This is a genomic window from Mesoflavibacter sp. CH_XMU1422-2 (genome assembly GCF_037029245.1).
Taxonomy (GTDB): domain Bacteria; phylum Bacteroidota; class Bacteroidia; order Flavobacteriales; family Flavobacteriaceae; genus Mesoflavibacter; species Mesoflavibacter zeaxanthinifaciens.
This window is the reverse complement of sequence record NZ_JAYMEE010000001.1, coordinates 1-16,575: the sequence shown is the minus strand read 5'-3', so window position 1 is coordinate 16,575 and position 16,575 is coordinate 1. Positions and strand designations below refer to the sequence as shown.

The 16,575-nt window shown below is 30.3% G+C and carries 17 protein-coding genes; 11 read left to right on the top strand and 6 right to left on the bottom strand.

Features of this window, described 5'->3' with window-relative positions:
- Nucleotide 1: 1 nt before the first annotated feature.
- Nucleotides 2-661, bottom strand: a complete 660-nt coding sequence (locus WA340_RS00085) for a CBS domain-containing protein (protein ID WP_336126758.1) — start codon at nt 659-661, stop codon at nt 2-4.
- A gap of 94 nt (nt 662-755) precedes the next feature.
- Here WA340_RS00085 and WA340_RS00080 point away from each other — a divergent pair, with 94 nt between their 5' ends.
- The 6 genes from WA340_RS00080 (at nt 756) to clpX (ending at nt 6,119) form a co-directional block, all read left to right on the top strand.
- Nucleotides 756-1,469 carry a pyridoxine 5'-phosphate synthase gene (locus WA340_RS00080; RefSeq protein WP_336126756.1) on the top strand — a complete coding sequence of 238 codons (714 nt, stop codon included), beginning with the start codon at nt 756-758 and terminating at the stop codon, nt 1,467-1,469.
- Entirely contained in the window at nt 1,470-2,231 is a 762-nt protein-coding gene (locus tag WA340_RS00075; RefSeq protein ID WP_336126754.1) for an alpha/beta fold hydrolase, read from the top strand.
- Nucleotides 2,232-2,253: 22 nt separating this feature from the next.
- On the top strand, nt 2,254-2,607 hold the full coding sequence (locus tag WA340_RS00070; protein ID WP_027880476.1) for a phage holin family protein: 354 nt from the start codon (nt 2,254-2,256) through the stop codon (nt 2,605-2,607).
- Nucleotides 2,608-2,734: 127 nt separating this feature from the next.
- A complete protein-coding gene (gene tig, locus WA340_RS00065) occupies nt 2,735-4,063 on the top strand; it encodes a trigger factor (RefSeq protein ID WP_336126751.1) in 1,329 nt (442 codons plus the stop codon).
- A gap of 130 nt (nt 4,064-4,193) precedes the next feature.
- Nucleotides 4,194-4,871 carry an ATP-dependent Clp endopeptidase proteolytic subunit ClpP gene (gene clpP, locus WA340_RS00060; RefSeq protein ID WP_027880474.1) on the top strand — a complete coding sequence of 226 codons (678 nt, stop codon included), beginning with the start codon at nt 4,194-4,196 and terminating at the stop codon, nt 4,869-4,871.
- Between the two features lie 15 nt (nt 4,872-4,886).
- Nucleotides 4,887-6,119, top strand: coding sequence for an ATP-dependent Clp protease ATP-binding subunit ClpX (gene clpX / locus WA340_RS00055; protein ID WP_027880473.1), 1,233 nt, complete (start codon nt 4,887-4,889; stop codon nt 6,117-6,119).
- A 229-nt stretch (nt 6,120-6,348) separates the two neighbouring features.
- Here the strand turns inward: clpX and WA340_RS00050 are convergent, their stop codons facing one another.
- A complete protein-coding gene (locus tag WA340_RS00050) occupies nt 6,349-7,863 on the bottom strand; it encodes a GH3 auxin-responsive promoter family protein (RefSeq protein WP_336126747.1) in 1,515 nt (504 codons plus the stop codon).
- 43 nt (nt 7,864-7,906) lie between these two features.
- Here WA340_RS00050 and WA340_RS00045 point away from each other — a divergent pair, with 43 nt between their 5' ends.
- Both WA340_RS00045 and WA340_RS00040 read left to right on the top strand, forming a co-directional pair.
- Complete coding sequence (locus tag WA340_RS00045; RefSeq protein WP_336126745.1) at nt 7,907-8,701, top strand: DUF2797 domain-containing protein; 795 nt, start codon at nt 7,907-7,909, stop codon at nt 8,699-8,701.
- A 56-nt stretch (nt 8,702-8,757) separates the two neighbouring features.
- The gene (locus tag WA340_RS00040) at nt 8,758-8,979 is read left to right on the top strand and encodes a hypothetical protein (protein ID WP_336126744.1); all 222 of its coding nucleotides are present in this window, start codon (nt 8,758-8,760) and stop codon (nt 8,977-8,979) included.
- Nucleotides 8,980-9,186: 207 nt separating this feature from the next.
- Here the strand turns inward: WA340_RS00040 and WA340_RS00035 are convergent, their stop codons facing one another.
- From WA340_RS00035 to WA340_RS00025, 3 genes are all read right to left on the bottom strand, one after another.
- Nucleotides 9,187-9,702 carry a gamma carbonic anhydrase family protein gene (locus WA340_RS00035; RefSeq protein ID WP_336126742.1) on the bottom strand — a complete coding sequence of 172 codons (516 nt, stop codon included), beginning with the start codon at nt 9,700-9,702 and terminating at the stop codon, nt 9,187-9,189.
- 221 nt (nt 9,703-9,923) lie between these two features.
- A complete protein-coding gene (locus WA340_RS00030; RefSeq protein ID WP_336126740.1) occupies nt 9,924-10,658 on the bottom strand; it encodes a LytR/AlgR family response regulator transcription factor in 735 nt (244 codons plus the stop codon).
- Between the two features lie 38 nt (nt 10,659-10,696).
- Nucleotides 10,697-12,862 (bottom strand): tetratricopeptide repeat-containing sensor histidine kinase, encoded by a 2,166-nt coding sequence (locus WA340_RS00025; RefSeq protein WP_336126739.1) that lies wholly within the window; start codon nt 12,860-12,862, stop codon nt 10,697-10,699.
- Between the two features lie 209 nt (nt 12,863-13,071).
- Between WA340_RS00025 and WA340_RS00020 the strand changes: the two genes are divergently transcribed.
- Entirely contained in the window at nt 13,072-14,076 is a 1,005-nt protein-coding gene (locus WA340_RS00020; protein ID WP_336126738.1) for an SIMPL domain-containing protein, read from the top strand.
- A 56-nt stretch (nt 14,077-14,132) separates the two neighbouring features.
- Here the strand turns inward: WA340_RS00020 and WA340_RS00015 are convergent, their stop codons facing one another.
- Nucleotides 14,133-15,149, bottom strand: a complete 1,017-nt coding sequence (locus tag WA340_RS00015) for a PorP/SprF family type IX secretion system membrane protein (RefSeq protein ID WP_027880465.1) — start codon at nt 15,147-15,149, stop codon at nt 14,133-14,135.
- A 259-nt stretch (nt 15,150-15,408) separates the two neighbouring features.
- Here WA340_RS00015 and WA340_RS00010 point away from each other — a divergent pair, with 259 nt between their 5' ends.
- Nucleotides 15,409-16,311, top strand: coding sequence for a NifU family protein (locus WA340_RS00010; RefSeq protein WP_336126736.1), 903 nt, complete (start codon nt 15,409-15,411; stop codon nt 16,309-16,311).
- A 115-nt stretch (nt 16,312-16,426) separates the two neighbouring features.
- Nucleotides 16,427-16,575 (top strand): dodecin family protein (locus WA340_RS00005; protein ID WP_336126947.1); only part of this gene is annotated, 149 nt, incomplete at its 3' end.

Here is a 16,575-nt window from a genome sequence, read left to right as displayed (position 1 = left end):
CTTAAATATCTAGATATTTTTTTAAATAATCAGATCGTTCTTTCAAGCCTTCCAAATAGGTATCTTCTTCATGACCTGAAACTATATTATAGCTATATCTCCTAAAGCTTTGCATAATATCATTTAAGCCTGTATTACCTATTTTTAAGGTAATTTGCGCTAAATCATTTTCATGTTTAGAGACAAAAGCGCCTAATAACCTTCCGTTATTACTTTCTACAATTTGACTAATTTCACTAAAAGAATAATCCTGAATACCTTTTTCTACAATTAAAACTCCTCCGTTTGCCGAGAAAAATGGAGTTTCATTAAACAATCCAATGACATCATTAAGCTCATAATACCCTAAGTATTTATTATTTTTATTTAAAACAGGCATTATGTTAGTGTGGTTTTGAGCAAAAGCCTCTAAAACATCTAACCAGTTAGTTTCTTCTCTTACAAAAAAACCTTCTACAGAATACGCTATATCGCTTATCACTTCAGAGCCTTTAAAACAATGTGCATCATTTTCAGAAACACAACCTATATATACATCATTTTGATCCTTAATTGGTATATGCGAGAAGGTTAACTGATTAAACAGCAATTGCAAATCGCTTATTTTATCAGCACTTGATAAAGGTTTAATATCGTTTAAAATGTATTCTGAAAGATTCATTTAGTTTAACTTTTTGTTTATGCAAATTAATTAAATTTTAGCACAAAAAGCCTTTAAGAGTTCGTATTTTTGTGTTAAAATAAACTTTAAGTTAATGACAAAATTAAGCGTTAATATTAATAAAATTGCCACTTTACGTAATTCTCGTGGTGGCGATGTACCAAATGTTGTTCAATTTGCAAAAGACGCACAACGTTTTGGTGCAGAAGGAATCACTATCCATCCCAGACCTGACGAAAGACATATTAGATATCAAGATGCTCACGATTTAAAACCTGTTGTTTATACAGAATATAATATAGAAGGTAATCCAATACCTAAATTTATAGATTTAGTATTAGCAACAAAACCTACACAAGTTACTTTAGTACCTGATAGCATAGACGCAATTACTAGTAATGCTGGTTGGGACACTATTAAACACAAAGACTTTTTAGTTGAAGTTATAAAAGAATTTAAAACTAACGGAATTAGAACATCCATTTTTGTTGATCCTGTTTTAAAACAAATTGAAGGCGCTAAAGAAACCGGAACTGATAGAATTGAATTATACACCGAAACTTTTGCACACCAATACAGCTTAGGCAACAAAGATGCTGTAATACCATATGTAGATTGCGCAAAACTTGCAGATAGTTTAGATTTAGGTGTTAATGCTGGTCATGATTTATCATTAGATAATATAGAATTTTTCAAACAAAGTATCCCTAACTTATTAGAAGTATCTATTGGTCATGCTTTAATTGCAGAAAGCCTATACTTAGGTGTAGAAAATGTAATAAACATGTATAAAAACAAACTAAAATAAATGATTTTACATTCACAAATACTAGGTCAAGGCAAACCATTTGTGATCCTTCATGGCTTTTTGGGTATGAGTGACAACTGGAAAACTTTAGGGAATCAATTTGCAGAAAGTTTTGAAGTCCACCTGATAGACCAACGTAATCACGGTAGGAGTTTTCATGATCCAGACCATCATTACGAAGCATTATCTGAAGATTTAAGGCAGTATTTTGATCATCATAATATTAAAGAAGCTATTGTATTAGGACATTCTATGGGCGGCAAAACCGCTATGTTTTTTGCTAGCAAATATCCAGAACTAGTTAGCCACTTGATAGTTGCAGATATTTCACCAAGATTTTATCCAATTCATCATGACACTATCCTAGCAGGATTAAATAGTTTTGATTTTAAAGAAATTAAAAGTCGTGGTGCTGCAGATAAGCAATTAGCAAATTATATCCCACAGGTTAGTGTTAGACAATTTTTACTTAAAAATTTATATTGGAAAGAAAAAGGAAAACTTGCCTTTAGGATGAATCTTGAAGCACTTACTGAAAATGTTAGTGAAGTTGGCGAGGCGCTTCCACTTCATTTTAAATTCGACAAAAACACCTTATTCTTAAAAGGAGATAAAAGCGAATATATTGGCACACAAGATGAAGCTATTATAAAAAGACAATTCCCTAAAGCCAATATAATAACAATTACAAACGCTGGGCATTGGCTACATGCAGAAAACCCAGGACAATTCTACGAAGCTGTAATTAATTTTGTAAATTAGAACAACTCTTAATACTTAATTTATGAATCAAATTCTTAGACTTTTACTTAACGCTGTTGCTGTTTTTGTCCTAGCACACATCTTAAATGGCGTAAGTGTAGACAGTTATATTACAGCTATTATTGTAGCATTGGTATTAGCTGTTTTAAATCTATTAGTAAAACCCATCTTAGTTTTATTAACATTACCTGCTACTATTTTAACGTTAGGATTATTCCTTTTTGTAATAAATGGACTTATAATTTTATTGGCAGATAAATTTATAGATGGTTTTGCAGTTTCAAGCATTTGGACAGCCATTTTATTTAGTGTTTTACTCTCAATTTTACAGTGGTTTTTACAATCTTTATTAAAATCAGACATGAAATCTGAGTAAACTCAAAAAACTCTGAAATACAACAGCTTAAAAAATTGGTTGGAGTGTAAAAAAGTAGTACTTTTGCACTCCTTTTTAAATTAAAACAAGTGTTAAATGCCTTTAAAAAGGCTTTATACCATTTATAATGAATATTACAAGAGAAAACATTGATGCATTAAATGCTGTAGTAAAAGTAGATATCGCTAAAGAAGACTATAGTGATAAAGTAGAAAAAATCTTATCAGATTACCGTAAAACAGCTAACATTCCTGGATTTAGAAAAGGTCATGTACCAATGGGAATGGTAAAAAAACAATACGGTAAAGCTGTATTAGTAGACGAAGTAAATAAATTACTTCAAGATGCATTAAATAAATACTTAACAGAAGAAAAACTTGATGTTTTAGGACAACCTTTACCAAAACAACAAGATGATATTGATTGGGATGGAGATAATTTTTCTTTTGAATTTGAATTAGGTTTAGCTCCAGAATTTTCTGTAGATATTAAAAGCAAAAAAGCAATTACGCACTACAATATCGTTGCAGATGATAAAATGATAGAAGAGCAAATAGAGCGTATCCAAAAACAATACGGTAAAATAGTATCTCAAGACACTGTTGAAAAAGATAGCGAAATTACCGGTACTTTCAAAAACGAAGACAAAGACATTGACAACACTGTAACTTTAACTTTAGACAAGTTTAAAGGAAAAACTACCGAGAAGAAATTTATCGGAGCTAAAGTTGGTGATGTAATCACTTTAAAGACTAAAGGTCTTTACGAAGATGATCACGAGTTAATGCATGCTTTAAAAGTATCTCATGATAATGCTCATGGTTTAGACATTGAAGTAACGTTTACAATTACTGAAATTAACAAACGTGAATTAGCAGATTTAGATCAAGAGTTATTTGATAAGTTATTTGGAAAAGACACCGTAAAATCTGTAACCGAATTAAAAGAAAAGATTAAAGAAGATGCAGAAAAGCAATTCGTTCAACAATCTGATCAAAAATTATTAAACGACGTTACTGAGTATTTAGTAGACAATACAAAATTTGATTTACCAGCAGAATTCTTAACAAAATGGATGCAAGTTTCTGGTGAAAAAGAAATGGATGAAGCTACTGCTAAAGAAGAGTACGAAAAGTCAGAAAAAAGCCTACGTTACCAATTAATCGAAGCAAAAATCATGGAAAAACATGGTTTAAAAGTAGATTTTGAAGACGTAAAAAGCAACGCCAAAAACATGATTAAAATGCAAATGGCACAGTTTGGACAATTAAACCCTTCAGAAAAAGAATTAGATGATATTGCAGCACGCGTATTATCTAATCAAGATGAAGTAAGACGAATTTCTGAACAAGTTGTTAGCCAAAAACTTTTAGAGTTATATAAAGAAGAAGCCAACATCAAAACTAAAGAATTATCTTACGATAAGTTTGTAAAAGAAGTTTACGGAGATAAGTAAACCTCTTTTTAAACCTTAAAAAGCAATAGTTTCTTTAGTATAGGTTTAACAAAATAATCATTATCTTTAGGCGTTGTTTAATCACTATAAACAACGCCTAATTTTATTTAAAAAAATATTATTTACAACTATGGATTTCGGAAAAGAATTTGAAAAGTTTGCAATAAAAGACCAAGGGATAAACAGTAATTACTACAACAAAATTGTTAGTAGTATGTATCCAACTAATTTAACACCTAATATTATTGAAGAGCGCCAGATGAATATTGCTATCTTCGATGTGTTTTCTCGTTTAATGATGGATCGTATTATCTTTTTAGGAACAGGCATAAATGACCAAGTTGCAAACATTATACAAGCACAATTATTATTCTTAGAAAGCACAGACGCTAATAAAGATATTCAAATATATATTAACTCTCCAGGTGGTAGTGTTTATGCTGGATTAGGTATTTATGATACTATGCAATTTATAAAACCAGACGTAGCTACTATTTGTACAGGTATGGCAGCATCTATGGGAGCTGTATTATTATGTGCAGGAGAAAAAGGAAAACGTAGTGGTTTACCACATTCACGTGTTATGATTCACCAACCATTAGGAGGTGCACAAGGACAGGCTAGTGATATTGAGATTACTGCAAGAGAAATTCTTACTTTAAAAGAAGAATTATATAAAATAATAAGTAAACATTCTGGACAAGATTACGACAAAGTTTACAATGATAGTGACCGTGATTATTGGATGAAAGCTGATAAAGCTAAAGAGTACGGAATGATTGACGAAATCTTAACAAGAGGCGAGTAAAAATTAAAATTAATAATGGCAAAAGAAGAATTAGAGTGTTCATTTTGTGGTAGGAAAAAGCCAGAAACAAATTTATTAATTGCTGGTTTAGATGCTCATATATGCGATAGATGTATAGAACAAGCACATGGCATTGTTATAGAAGAATCTAAACAAAACGAAGACAATGGTTTATCTGCAGAGTTAATGCTAAAAAAACCATTACAGATTAAAACGTTTCTTGATCAATACATTATTGGACAAGAATACACAAAAAAAGTAATGTCTGTAGCTGTATACAACCATTACAAACGTTTGTTACAACCAGCAAGCAATGACGATATTGATATACAAAAATCAAATATTGTTATGGTAGGACAAACCGGTACAGGAAAAACATTAATGGCAAAAACAGTTGCCAGAATGTTAAATGTACCATTAGCTATAGTAGACGCTACTGTTCTTACAGAAGCTGGTTACGTTGGTGAAGATGTAGAAAGTATTTTAACTAGACTATTACAAGCAGCAGATTACAATCTTGACAAAGCAGAAAAAGGTATTGTTTTTATAGACGAAATTGACAAAATAGCACGTAAAAGTGATAACCCTTCAATTACAAGAGATGTATCTGGTGAAGGCGTACAACAAGCATTATTAAAGCTTTTAGAAGGAACAGTAGTTAACGTACCACCAAAAGGCGGACGTAAGCATCCTGATCAAAAATTTATAGAAGTTAATACAGAAAACATCTTGTTTATAGCTGGTGGAGCTTTTGATGGTATAGAACGTGTTATTTCTAAACGTTTAAACATGCAAGCTGTAGGTTATAGCGCTTCTATTAAAGAAGAAGTTGTAGACCAAAATAACTTGTTACAATACATCATTCCTAAAGATTTAAAAGACTTTGGTTTAATACCAGAAATTATTGGTAGATTACCTGTCTTAACTTACATGGATCCTTTAGACGAAAAGACCTTAAGAGCTATTTTAACAGAGCCAAAAAATGCCATTATCAAACAATACAAAAAACTGTTTGAAATGGACGAAATAGAGCTTAACATTACAGATGGCGCTTTAGATTATATTGTAGAAAAAGCAATAGAATACAAGTTAGGAGCTAGAGGTTTACGTAGTTTATGTGAAGAGATTTTAACAGACGCAATGTTTGAGCTACCAGGAAGTGAGACTAAAAAGTTTAGTGTAACCAAATCTTACGCTGAAGAAAAATTAAGTAAAACAAAACTTAAAAAACTTAAAGCAGTTTCTTAATAAGTAAACGCTTTTTGAAATAAAATTAAACCACTCATTTTTTTGAGTGGTTTTTTTATAAATACCATTAATAAAAAAACCACTTTATACATTTACAAATATAAAGTGGTTTTCAAATTAAATGTTAATTTGACGTTTCCCCTAAGTCAGATTAATAGCTTTCTAAATGTAGTTAATTTTTTGTTAATATCCAAATTAGATAACACTAATTAACTGATTTAAAACATGTTTAATTATTAATAGATAATAATTCGTCTATATACTGGCGTGTATTAGACAATCTTGGTACTTTATGTTGTCCTCCTAATTTATTATTTTTCTTAAGCCAATCGTAAAATAAATTTTCTCTAGCCACATTAATTTTAGGCTTGTTCAACGTCATATTATTATAACGCTTAGCTTCGTAGTCTGAATTTAAGCTTTTTAATGCATTATCAAATAACTCACTAAAATAATTAATATCTTTTGGAGGAGTTTTAAACTCTATTAACCATTCGTGCGCACCTTTTTCCTTACCTTCCATAAATATTGGTGCAGCTGTATAATCTTTAATTTCTGACTGAGTTTTTTTACACACCTTTTTTAGTGCATCTTCTGCATTTTCTATAATTAACTCTTCACCAAACACATTAATATGATGTTTTGTGCGTCCAGACACTTTTATTCTATAAGGATTAATAGATACAAACCTTACGGTATCACCTATCTTATAGCGCCATAAACCTGCATTTGTAGTAATTATAACTGCATAGTTTTTATTTAGCTCTACCTCGCTTAACGGTATTACTTTTTCATCTTTTGTACCATAAGTATCCATTGGGATAAACTCGTAAAAAATCCCATAATCTAGCATTAATAATAAATCGCCAGAATAATTTTGATCTTGAATAGCAAAAAACCCTTCAGAAGCATTATAAATCTCGTAATACTTAAATTCTTTCTTCGGAAGAATAGCTCGATACTGTTCTATATAAGGATTAAAACTTACACCTCCATGAAAGTAAACTTCTAGGTTTGGCCAAACATCAAAAATGCTATTTTTTCCTGTTTTATCTAAAATATTGTTGAGCAAAACCAACATCCAACTTGGCACACCAGCAAGACTTGTTACGTTATCCTCTATCGTTTCATCAACTATTGCTGCCATTTTAGTTTCCCACTCGCTTAACAAACTTACTTTATTGCTTGGTGTACTACTAAATTCTGCCCAAAATGGCATATTATCTATTAAAATAGCACTTAAATCTCCAAACGCTGTACCATTTTCTTTGTATAATTCTTTACTTCCTCCTAACCTTAAACTTTTACCTGTAAAAAGCTGAGACTCTTCATTATTATTAAGATACATGCATAGCAAATCTTTACTAGCAGCATAATGACAGTCTTCTAAGCTATCCATACTTACGGGTATAAATTTACTTTTAGAATTAGTAGTACCACTAGATTTTGCAAACCATTTAATAGGTTTTGGCCAAAAAATATTAGACTCGCCTTTACGTGCGCGCTCTATATCATCTTGTATATCTTCATAGGAAGAAATCGGAACACGATCTGCAAAAGTTTTATAACTTTTTATAGAAGAAAAGTCATACTTCTTACCAACTTCTGTGTCTTTTGAAATATCTATAAGGCTAGATAACAACTCTTGTTGTACTTCGTTTGGATACTTTAAAAACAACTCTATTTGATGAAAACGTTTCTTTAAAAACCAAGATGCAATAGAATTAACAAGAGGAATTGGCATAGTAATTTGTATCTTTAAAGTTTTAAAAATAATACTTTTTTTTATGACCTACCAAGGTGTTTTAACAAAAATGCAAACCGAGTTTTTAGACCCAATAGCCTACTATCTGGTTTTTAAAAACGACTTTATAAATTTTAATCAACTATTAGATAAAACCATATCGTTTGAATTTGTTGGTTATGAGTGTTTAAACTGTCATTTAAATAAACCCATTTACCGCCAAGGATTTTGTAAAAGTTGTTTTTTTGACATTCCTCAAGCTGCAGATTGGATCATGAAACCCGAATTAAGTCAAGCTCATCTAGATATTGAAGATCGAGATTTAGAGTATGAAAAAAAAGTACAATTACAACCACATATTGTTTACTTAGCTAATTCTAGTAACGTTAAAGTTGGTGTTACCAGAAAAACACAAGTCCCAACAAGATGGATTGATCAAGGTGCACACGAAGCTATTGAAATTGTAGAAGTCCCAAACCGTTATCTTGCTGGTATTACAGAAATAGCATTAAAAGACCATATTAGCGATAAAACCAATTGGCGCACCATGCTTAAAAATGATATTAAAGATGAAAATTTAGTAGAATGGAGAGATCGTTTGAAAGCTTATATACCAGATGAAGCTAAAGACTATTTTATTGAAAATAATAGCGAAACCGAAATACACTTCCCAGTTTTGCAATACCCTAAAAAACCAAAATCGTTGAATTTTGAAAAAACCAAAACATATACTGGTGTTTTAAAAGGTATTAAAGGTCAATATTTAATTTTTGAAGATGATACCGTTTGTAACATTAGAAGTAACGAAGGTTACGTAGTAAACATCTCTATTTTATAATTACATTAACGCATTAAAATACTGGATTTTAGTAATTTGTAAATAAAAATACAATTATGAAAATTCCAGTATTATTTTGGATAGCAATTACTACCATGCTTTTAGTTACCGTAACTATAATGGTATCTATGAATATGCCTTTTAATTGGGTATTTTATTTAACCTGTATTGGTCAAGTTTTAGTTGGCGTTATGGTTTATAAGGTTTTAACCGATAACTATACAACCGATAAAGCATTTAAGCATTTTTATGAAGACCGACCTATAAATTATCGTTAGTAATTTTGCTTTAAATAAATAACCATTAGTTATATCCGCACTTCGACTACGCTCAGTATGACACGTTAGGGATTATTCATTACTACTTATTTTCAAATTTATGTATTCATGATTACTTCGTAGTTGAGGCATTGTTGGAGCACATCTTTGATTACGACTGCCGAAAGACCGACCCGATAAGGTAACGCCCAAAAAATTAAAATTACACTATTCTTTAAACCAACTTGAATATTTAACGTAGTTATTTGCTATTCGGTTGATTTCGCCATTAATTAATTCTTCACTAATGTCTTTTACTTTTTTGGCTGGTACGCCTGCGTAAATGCTACCAGACTCGACTATTGTATTTTGTGTAACAACTGCACCTGCTGCAATAATACTATTGCTTTCTACCACGCAATTATCCATTACAATACTTCCCATACCTATTAAAACATTGTCTTTTATGGTGCATCCGTGCACTATAGCATTGTGACCAATAGACACATTATTACCAATGTTGGTTGGATGTTTTTGATACGTACAATGGATAACTGCGCCATCTTGCACGTTAACTTTATCGCCCATTTTTATGTAATGTACATCGCCGCGTATTACGGCATTAAACCAAATACTACATTGGTTACCTGCTTGTACATCTCCTACTATGGTTGCGTTTTCGGCAATGTAGCGGTCTTCTGGAAGTTGTGGTGATTTACCGTTTACTGGTTTTATTATTGGCATTTTGATTTACGGTTTTTGATTTATGAATTACTATTTGTTCTCGATACATTTTGCTTATACTTCGCAAAACACTCGAACTTACGTATGTTAAGTTTTATGTTTTGATCATGCGTTTCAATACATATGAACTGAATTTATTAAATAATTTAGTTTTGGACTGCGCTCAGCCTGACAACATATATTATTATTTTTTTTCTTAGAGATTCCTGCTTACGCAGGAATTAGTTAAAATACGATAATAATCCTGATTTTTTGGAGGCTGAAACCATAATTTCTTTTCCGTTGCTTAAAATAACGCTTCCGCCTTTTCCTTTAACGTACTTAACTACTTCTGAGACATTTATTAAGTAACTTTTATGTACTCTTGCAAAACCAGATTCTGATAAAATATCTTCAAAATATTTAAGCGTTTTACTTACTAATTTTTTCTTGTTATTATTTAAAAATATTTGCGTGTAATTATCATCTGCCTTGCAATACAAAATGTCTTTGGTGTTTAGTACTTCAAAACCATCTTGTTGGGGAATGGTTATTTTACCTTCTACACTATTGGTTTTTGGCATTAATACTTGATCCTGTAAAGCGTCTTCTTTGGTTTTTATTTCGGCAACGTAATCTACTGCTTTTATCAGCTCGTCTATATCTATCGGTTTCATTAAATAATAAGACGCGTGCGCATTTAACGCATCCATCGCATAGTGATTATATGCGGTTACAAAAATGGTCTCAAAATTACGATCGCCAACTTTATCTAATAAATCAAATGCGTTTCCGTAAGGCATTTCTACATCTAAAAACACGAGGTCTAAATCTAGTTTTCTTATGAGTTCTAAACCTTCGTTTATGTTAGAAGCTTCTCCTAAAATATTAACTTTTGGACAGTATTTGGTCAAGTAGTTTTTTAAAATTGTTCTACTTTGTTCTTCGTCTTCTACTAGTATGGCGTTTAGTTTCATTGTTTGTTTATGGTTTGAAAACTGCTAAATAATGGCTTTTAGTCTTTCTTCAAAGTTACTGTTACTTTCGTACCAATATCTTCTATATTAGTTTGATTATCTTCTATGCTGATATCTACTTTGTCTTTGTACATTTCGTTTAAAATAGTAACACGTTTTTTGATGTTTCCTAATCCTTTAGAGTTGTGTTTTTTCTGATTCTCGGTCTTTAATGCTTTAGATTTTTTACGACCAATACCATTATCTGCAATAGTGATTTCTATTTGGTCTTTTTGTTTTTTACAGATTTTAATATCTAAAATTCCTTTGTCTTCTTTATAACGTAATCCGTGCCAAACCGCATTTTCTATATAGGGTTGCAATAGCATTGGTGGTATTTTGTAGGCTTCTATATCTATCGTCTCTTCCACAGAAATTTTATAATCAAATTTATCTTTAAACCTAAAATGTTCTAGCTTGGTGTATAATTCTATAAGTTGAATTTCTTTTTGTAATGGAATAAAATCTTCTTCTGAATTTTCTAAAACTGCTCGCATTAATTTTGAAAAATCTGACAAGTATTTATTAGCTGTACGCTCGTCGTTAGTAGCAATAAAACTGTTAACCGAGTTTAATGCGTTGAAGATAAAGTGCGGATTCATCTGACTTCTTAAAGATTTTAAAGCCAGTAAATTGTTAGCTAATTTTTGTTGTTTGATGTATTTATACATTAAATACGCCAAGACAACTAATAAAAATAAGCCGCCAATTAATGAGTAAATGATAAGTTGTTGGCGTTTGTTTTTCTCGTCAGACAATTGCATTTGGCTAAGTGTAAGTTGTCTGTCATTTTCTAGTGAAAGAATACGATTTTGCTTTTCGGCAATGCTTTTTGATATTCTTGCTGCTTGAGATATTTCTTGTTCTTTCTTTATGTAAAGCTGGTCTACAGCTTCGGTATAGGCGTTAAAGGCTTCTTTAGCTTTTTCAAAATTACCAGAAGCTACAAAGACATCGGCTAACTTTTTGGTAGCGTCTTTTTTAACTATTAAATCTTCTTTTTTATCGGCTTCTTCAATACTTTCTTCTAGATACGGAATGGCTTCATCTAAATTATTTTTTAAAAAATAGGCATTACCAATTTTATAGTTTTGTTTTTGTTTGGTTAACGGACTTTCGTTAGTGATGACAGAGTCTTTTTCGATTGCATCTATATCTTTGATAATTTCTTTTCTTAATTGAATTTCTTTATCAAATGCTCTGTTTGTATTCTGAAAATCGGCTATTTTAATTTTTTGTTCTAGCGCTTTGGCTTTATTTTCTTTAGATGCTAAATTTATTGAATTTGTGAAATAGCTTTCTGCTTCAGTTTTATTTCCACTTTCGCTGTAAGAATCACCTAATTTTGAGTTTAAATCAGTGATTTTTGGTTTTATATTATTGGTCTCGGCTATTTTTAATCCTTGCTTAAAAGATTGTGTTGCTAGTTTTATTTTATTTTGTTCTAAAAAGACATCTCCTAAACCTTCTTGTTTTTCAATTTGCTGCCAGTTATTAAGTGTTTTATCTTCTAAGTCATTATAAATCTCTAGGCTTTTTTGATAATTTTTATTTAAAAAGTAGGCTTTTGCTAATTTTAATTTTACATCTATATTACTATCATTTTTAAGACTTATGCGGTAGTTAGTGGTTGCTAAATCATATTGTTTCCAATACATATTTACATCGCCCAAAACTTCAAATGCTTGGGCATTTTCTTTTACTGATGTACTTTTAGATATACTTTCGGTAATAAATTGAATACTTTTTTCTGCTGAAATTTTCTTGTAAAATATAGCTGAGTCTATTGTGCTTCTAAAAGTGTTTTCTTTAGTTTTTATTTTTTGCACGTAACCGTTTACGCCTATTGGCTGGACTTCAACAGTTATGTCATCATTGTCTTTAATAGTGTAATAAACGGTTTCAAAATCGTCGTGACTAATAACAATTTGATCTCCTTTTTTTACTTGAATTCTAAACGTACCGTCTAAAGACGATTTGGTGTAGCTACCACCATTTACCTGTATATCTGCGTTTTCTATTGGATTACGCGTATCGCTTTCTCTAATATTCCCTCTTACTGTAAAGGCTTCTGCATTATCAATTATTGTATTGGTTTGAGCCAATACAGATTGAAATCCGATTGTAAGAAAATAGATTAATATAAATTGTTTTAAAAGTTTCATTTTAAATTAAATATCGAGTATAAAGCTACACGTTTTAACTCATTTAATAAAATAGCATTTTAGGTATTTATCACTAAAAACTAACAAAATAACATCACTTACTCAGTGGTATTTCTTATTCACTAAACTAAAGCTAATGTTGCCTCATTGCTATTTTTATTATAAAAAAGTTGCGTTTAGGTTTATGCCTAATTTTAAAAAATTCAATTATGAAAAACCTTCACTTATTTTTATTTATCCTAACTATTTTAACAGCAAAAGCACAACACAAGGGTAATTTTAATCAAAAAATATCTAGAGCTAACATAGCCGGTAACGCTATTGCTTATGGTCATACTACTAAACAAAAACAACAAAACTTAAACCCTGACAGTACGTTGATAATAGATGTTAGAGCTTTACAAAATGTAAAAGCATCTAGTTATACTGCTATTTTTAACATTTCTCAAATTGCAGAAACTGCAGAAGCAACTAAAAATTTAATGAGTCTTAAAGTTGAAAATATTAAAAAGGAACTAACAAAGATCGGTTTAAAAGAAAGTGATATTGCTATAGATGTAATTTCTTTTATACCTGTTTATGAAGTTGAAGTTACTAAAAAACTGTTTAGCAAAACTTACACCGAAGTCCCTAAAGGTTTTGAGTTACAACAGAACATACATATGCAGTTTAAGAAGACTAATCAATTTGAAAAGATACTTTCTGCTTGTGCTAATAACGAAGTCTATAATCTTGTTAAGGTGGATTATTTTATCAAAAACATTGCTGAAGTATACAAAAATCTACAAACACAAGTTTTACAATTAATAAAAGACAAAAAAGAATATTACTCTGTTTTAGGTTTTGATTTAAAAGAATATAATGTACAAATGGCAGATCAAAAGTATTGCTACTTTCCAAAAGATTTTTACAATAATTATCAGGCATTTAATAGTATTTCTTTTGAAGCCTTAAAACAAAACAAAGGTGTTACTACTGCAAACAAGCAAACCTCTTATTACTACCAACCGCTAACCTATGAAAATTATGATATTGTTATTAACCCTTCTATTATAGAGCCTGTTGTACAAGTTGGTATGGAAATAAAACTACACTACAACCCTAAACCTAAAAACGACAAGCCAGAACCAATAGTAAATAAAGAAACAGAACGTAAGTATTATGTAATCTCTCCAAATGGTGATATTGATATTAAAGAACTAGACACTAAATAATACAAAAAAAGCCTTGAGAGAGATCTCAAGGCTTTTTTTAATATGTATTTTATATCTTAATTAACCGCTGGACAGTTACAGCTATAAGCAGCTCTACCACAATTAAAGTTAAAACCTAAAGTAATTTGATGAAAACCACCACTATTATACACAATATCATTTGTTTGATAATTGTAAGAATAGGCAAACATAAAGTCTTTTACATTAACCCCTAAAAGCGGTGTTAAATATTGTAATTTTTGACTACTTACAGATTGTCCATCTAAATACTCTGCTCCATCTAAAGAACGTCTGTAAGATAAACCTCCCCAAACTTTACCAAAGTCCATTTCTTTATAAACTTTAAGATTTACATCAAAAAGAGCTTCTTCAGTAGATTCTCTATATAAGAATAACGCAGATGGTTCAAAACTCCACTCGCTTCCGTAGCTACCAAAAGTATTACCTACAGTAAAGATGTATGTTCTTAAATTATTAAAGTTTAAATTACCAGGGTTATTATTATAGTTTACACCATCGTTGTTTAATAAATTCTTCACGGTTGCATGAGCATAAAAATCGTAAAGGTTATAAGAGAACCCAAAATCTACATTAAACTCTGTAGCAGACTGCTCTATACCAGCTATTAAAGGGTCAAATCCATCAGCTAAAAAAGTAGTCTCGTCTAATTTATATTGTATTGCACCAACACTTAAACCAAAAGATAATTGATTTAAATCTGCTGTACTACGAGAAAACATTAAATGATGAGCATAAGTTAAATAAGCTCCTGTTTGAGAATGATAACCATTTCTATCAGAATAAACTATTGCACCTATACCTGAAGGAGAATCTCCAATTCTACCATTTACACTTGCAGTAATTAATCTTGGTGCATCATCATCTCCAAACCATTGTTGTCTACCAGTAATCCTAACCTTTGCACAGTTAGCAGCACCAGCCATAGATGGATGAATTAAATAATAGTTATCAGTTAAATAATCTGAATAAATTGGAAGTCCTTCTTGAGCGTTAGCTAATTGCGACCCAAATAAAGTTGCAATTGCTATAAATAGAATATTTTTTAATCTCATAATCTCTTTTTTCCGAGGTCGTATGGTCTGTTATTTCAAATCAACTTATAATTTATAACTTAATTTTAAGCAAAAAATTATAACGTTTGTAAATATATAAATTTAGAACGTATAATTAAGTTGAAAATAGTTAAAGGTTTCAATTTAAAATTCTTTTAGTACAATTACTAAAGTTATATTAAAAATTTCAACATATATAAACATCAAATATATAGATATCTCTGCTATTGTTTTAGTATTTTTGCAAAAAAATTACAGCATGAGCACATATAAAATCTCTATACAAAACACAAGTAACCCTACTATTTTAAAATTTGATGTTAATCAGTTTATTACCAAGCATCAAAACTATGAGTATAATAATATTGATGAAGCTAAAGACTCGCCTTTAGCACAGCAATTATTCTATTTACCATTTGTTAAAAAAGTATACATATCTAGTAATTTTATAGCAATAGAACGTTATAACATTGTTGAATGGGATGATGTAAAAGATGAAGTTGCAAAACAAATTGAAAACTATTTAAATAATGATGGTGTCATTGTGACCGAAACTGCTACTACACAAAAAGTACCTGTAACAGTTTACACAGAAAGTACTCCTAATCCAGCCGCGTTAAAGTTTGTAGCTAATAAAAAATTAGTGACTGCGACTTATGATTATGATTCTATAGAAAAAGCAAAAACATCTCCTTTAGCAACCGCGTTATTTCATTTTCCGTTTGTAAAAAGCGTATTTTTTGATGAAAATTATATATCTATAACAAAATATGATATTGCCGAATGGAACGATATTACTGTAGAACTTAAAGATTTTATCAAAAAATATATAGAAGAAGGTAAAAATATAATAGACCCTAACGCGCCTGAAGTTATTGAAAAATCTACCGAAAAAGTAGAACAGCATTTTGAAAATTTAGATACTACTTCTCAAGAAATTATAAATATCTTAGAAGAATATGTTAAACCAGCAGTAGCAAGTGATGGAGGTAACATTCAATTTGAATCTTATGATGAACCTTCTAAAAGTGTAAAAGTTATATTACAAGGTGCTTGTAGTGGTTGTCCATCTTCTACTTTTACTTTAAAAAATGGTATTGAAAATATGCTAAAAGAAATGTTGCCTGGTAGAGTTAATACTGTTGTAGCTATTAATGGTTAATTAATCCTAAAAATTAAACCTTTCATCTATTTTCAGTTCATTTAACTATAAATCAAACTTTTAAACATCAATTATTTGTAAATTTAATAGTATTAACATTAAAAAAACAAATATTATGGCAGTATTAAAAGTTATTGAAGTTTTATCTAACTCTGAAAAAAGTTGGGAAGACGCAACAAAAAAAGCAGTAAAACACGCATCAAAAAGTGTAAAAAACATACGCTCTGTATATGTACAAGACCAAAGCGCTATTGTTAAAAGTGG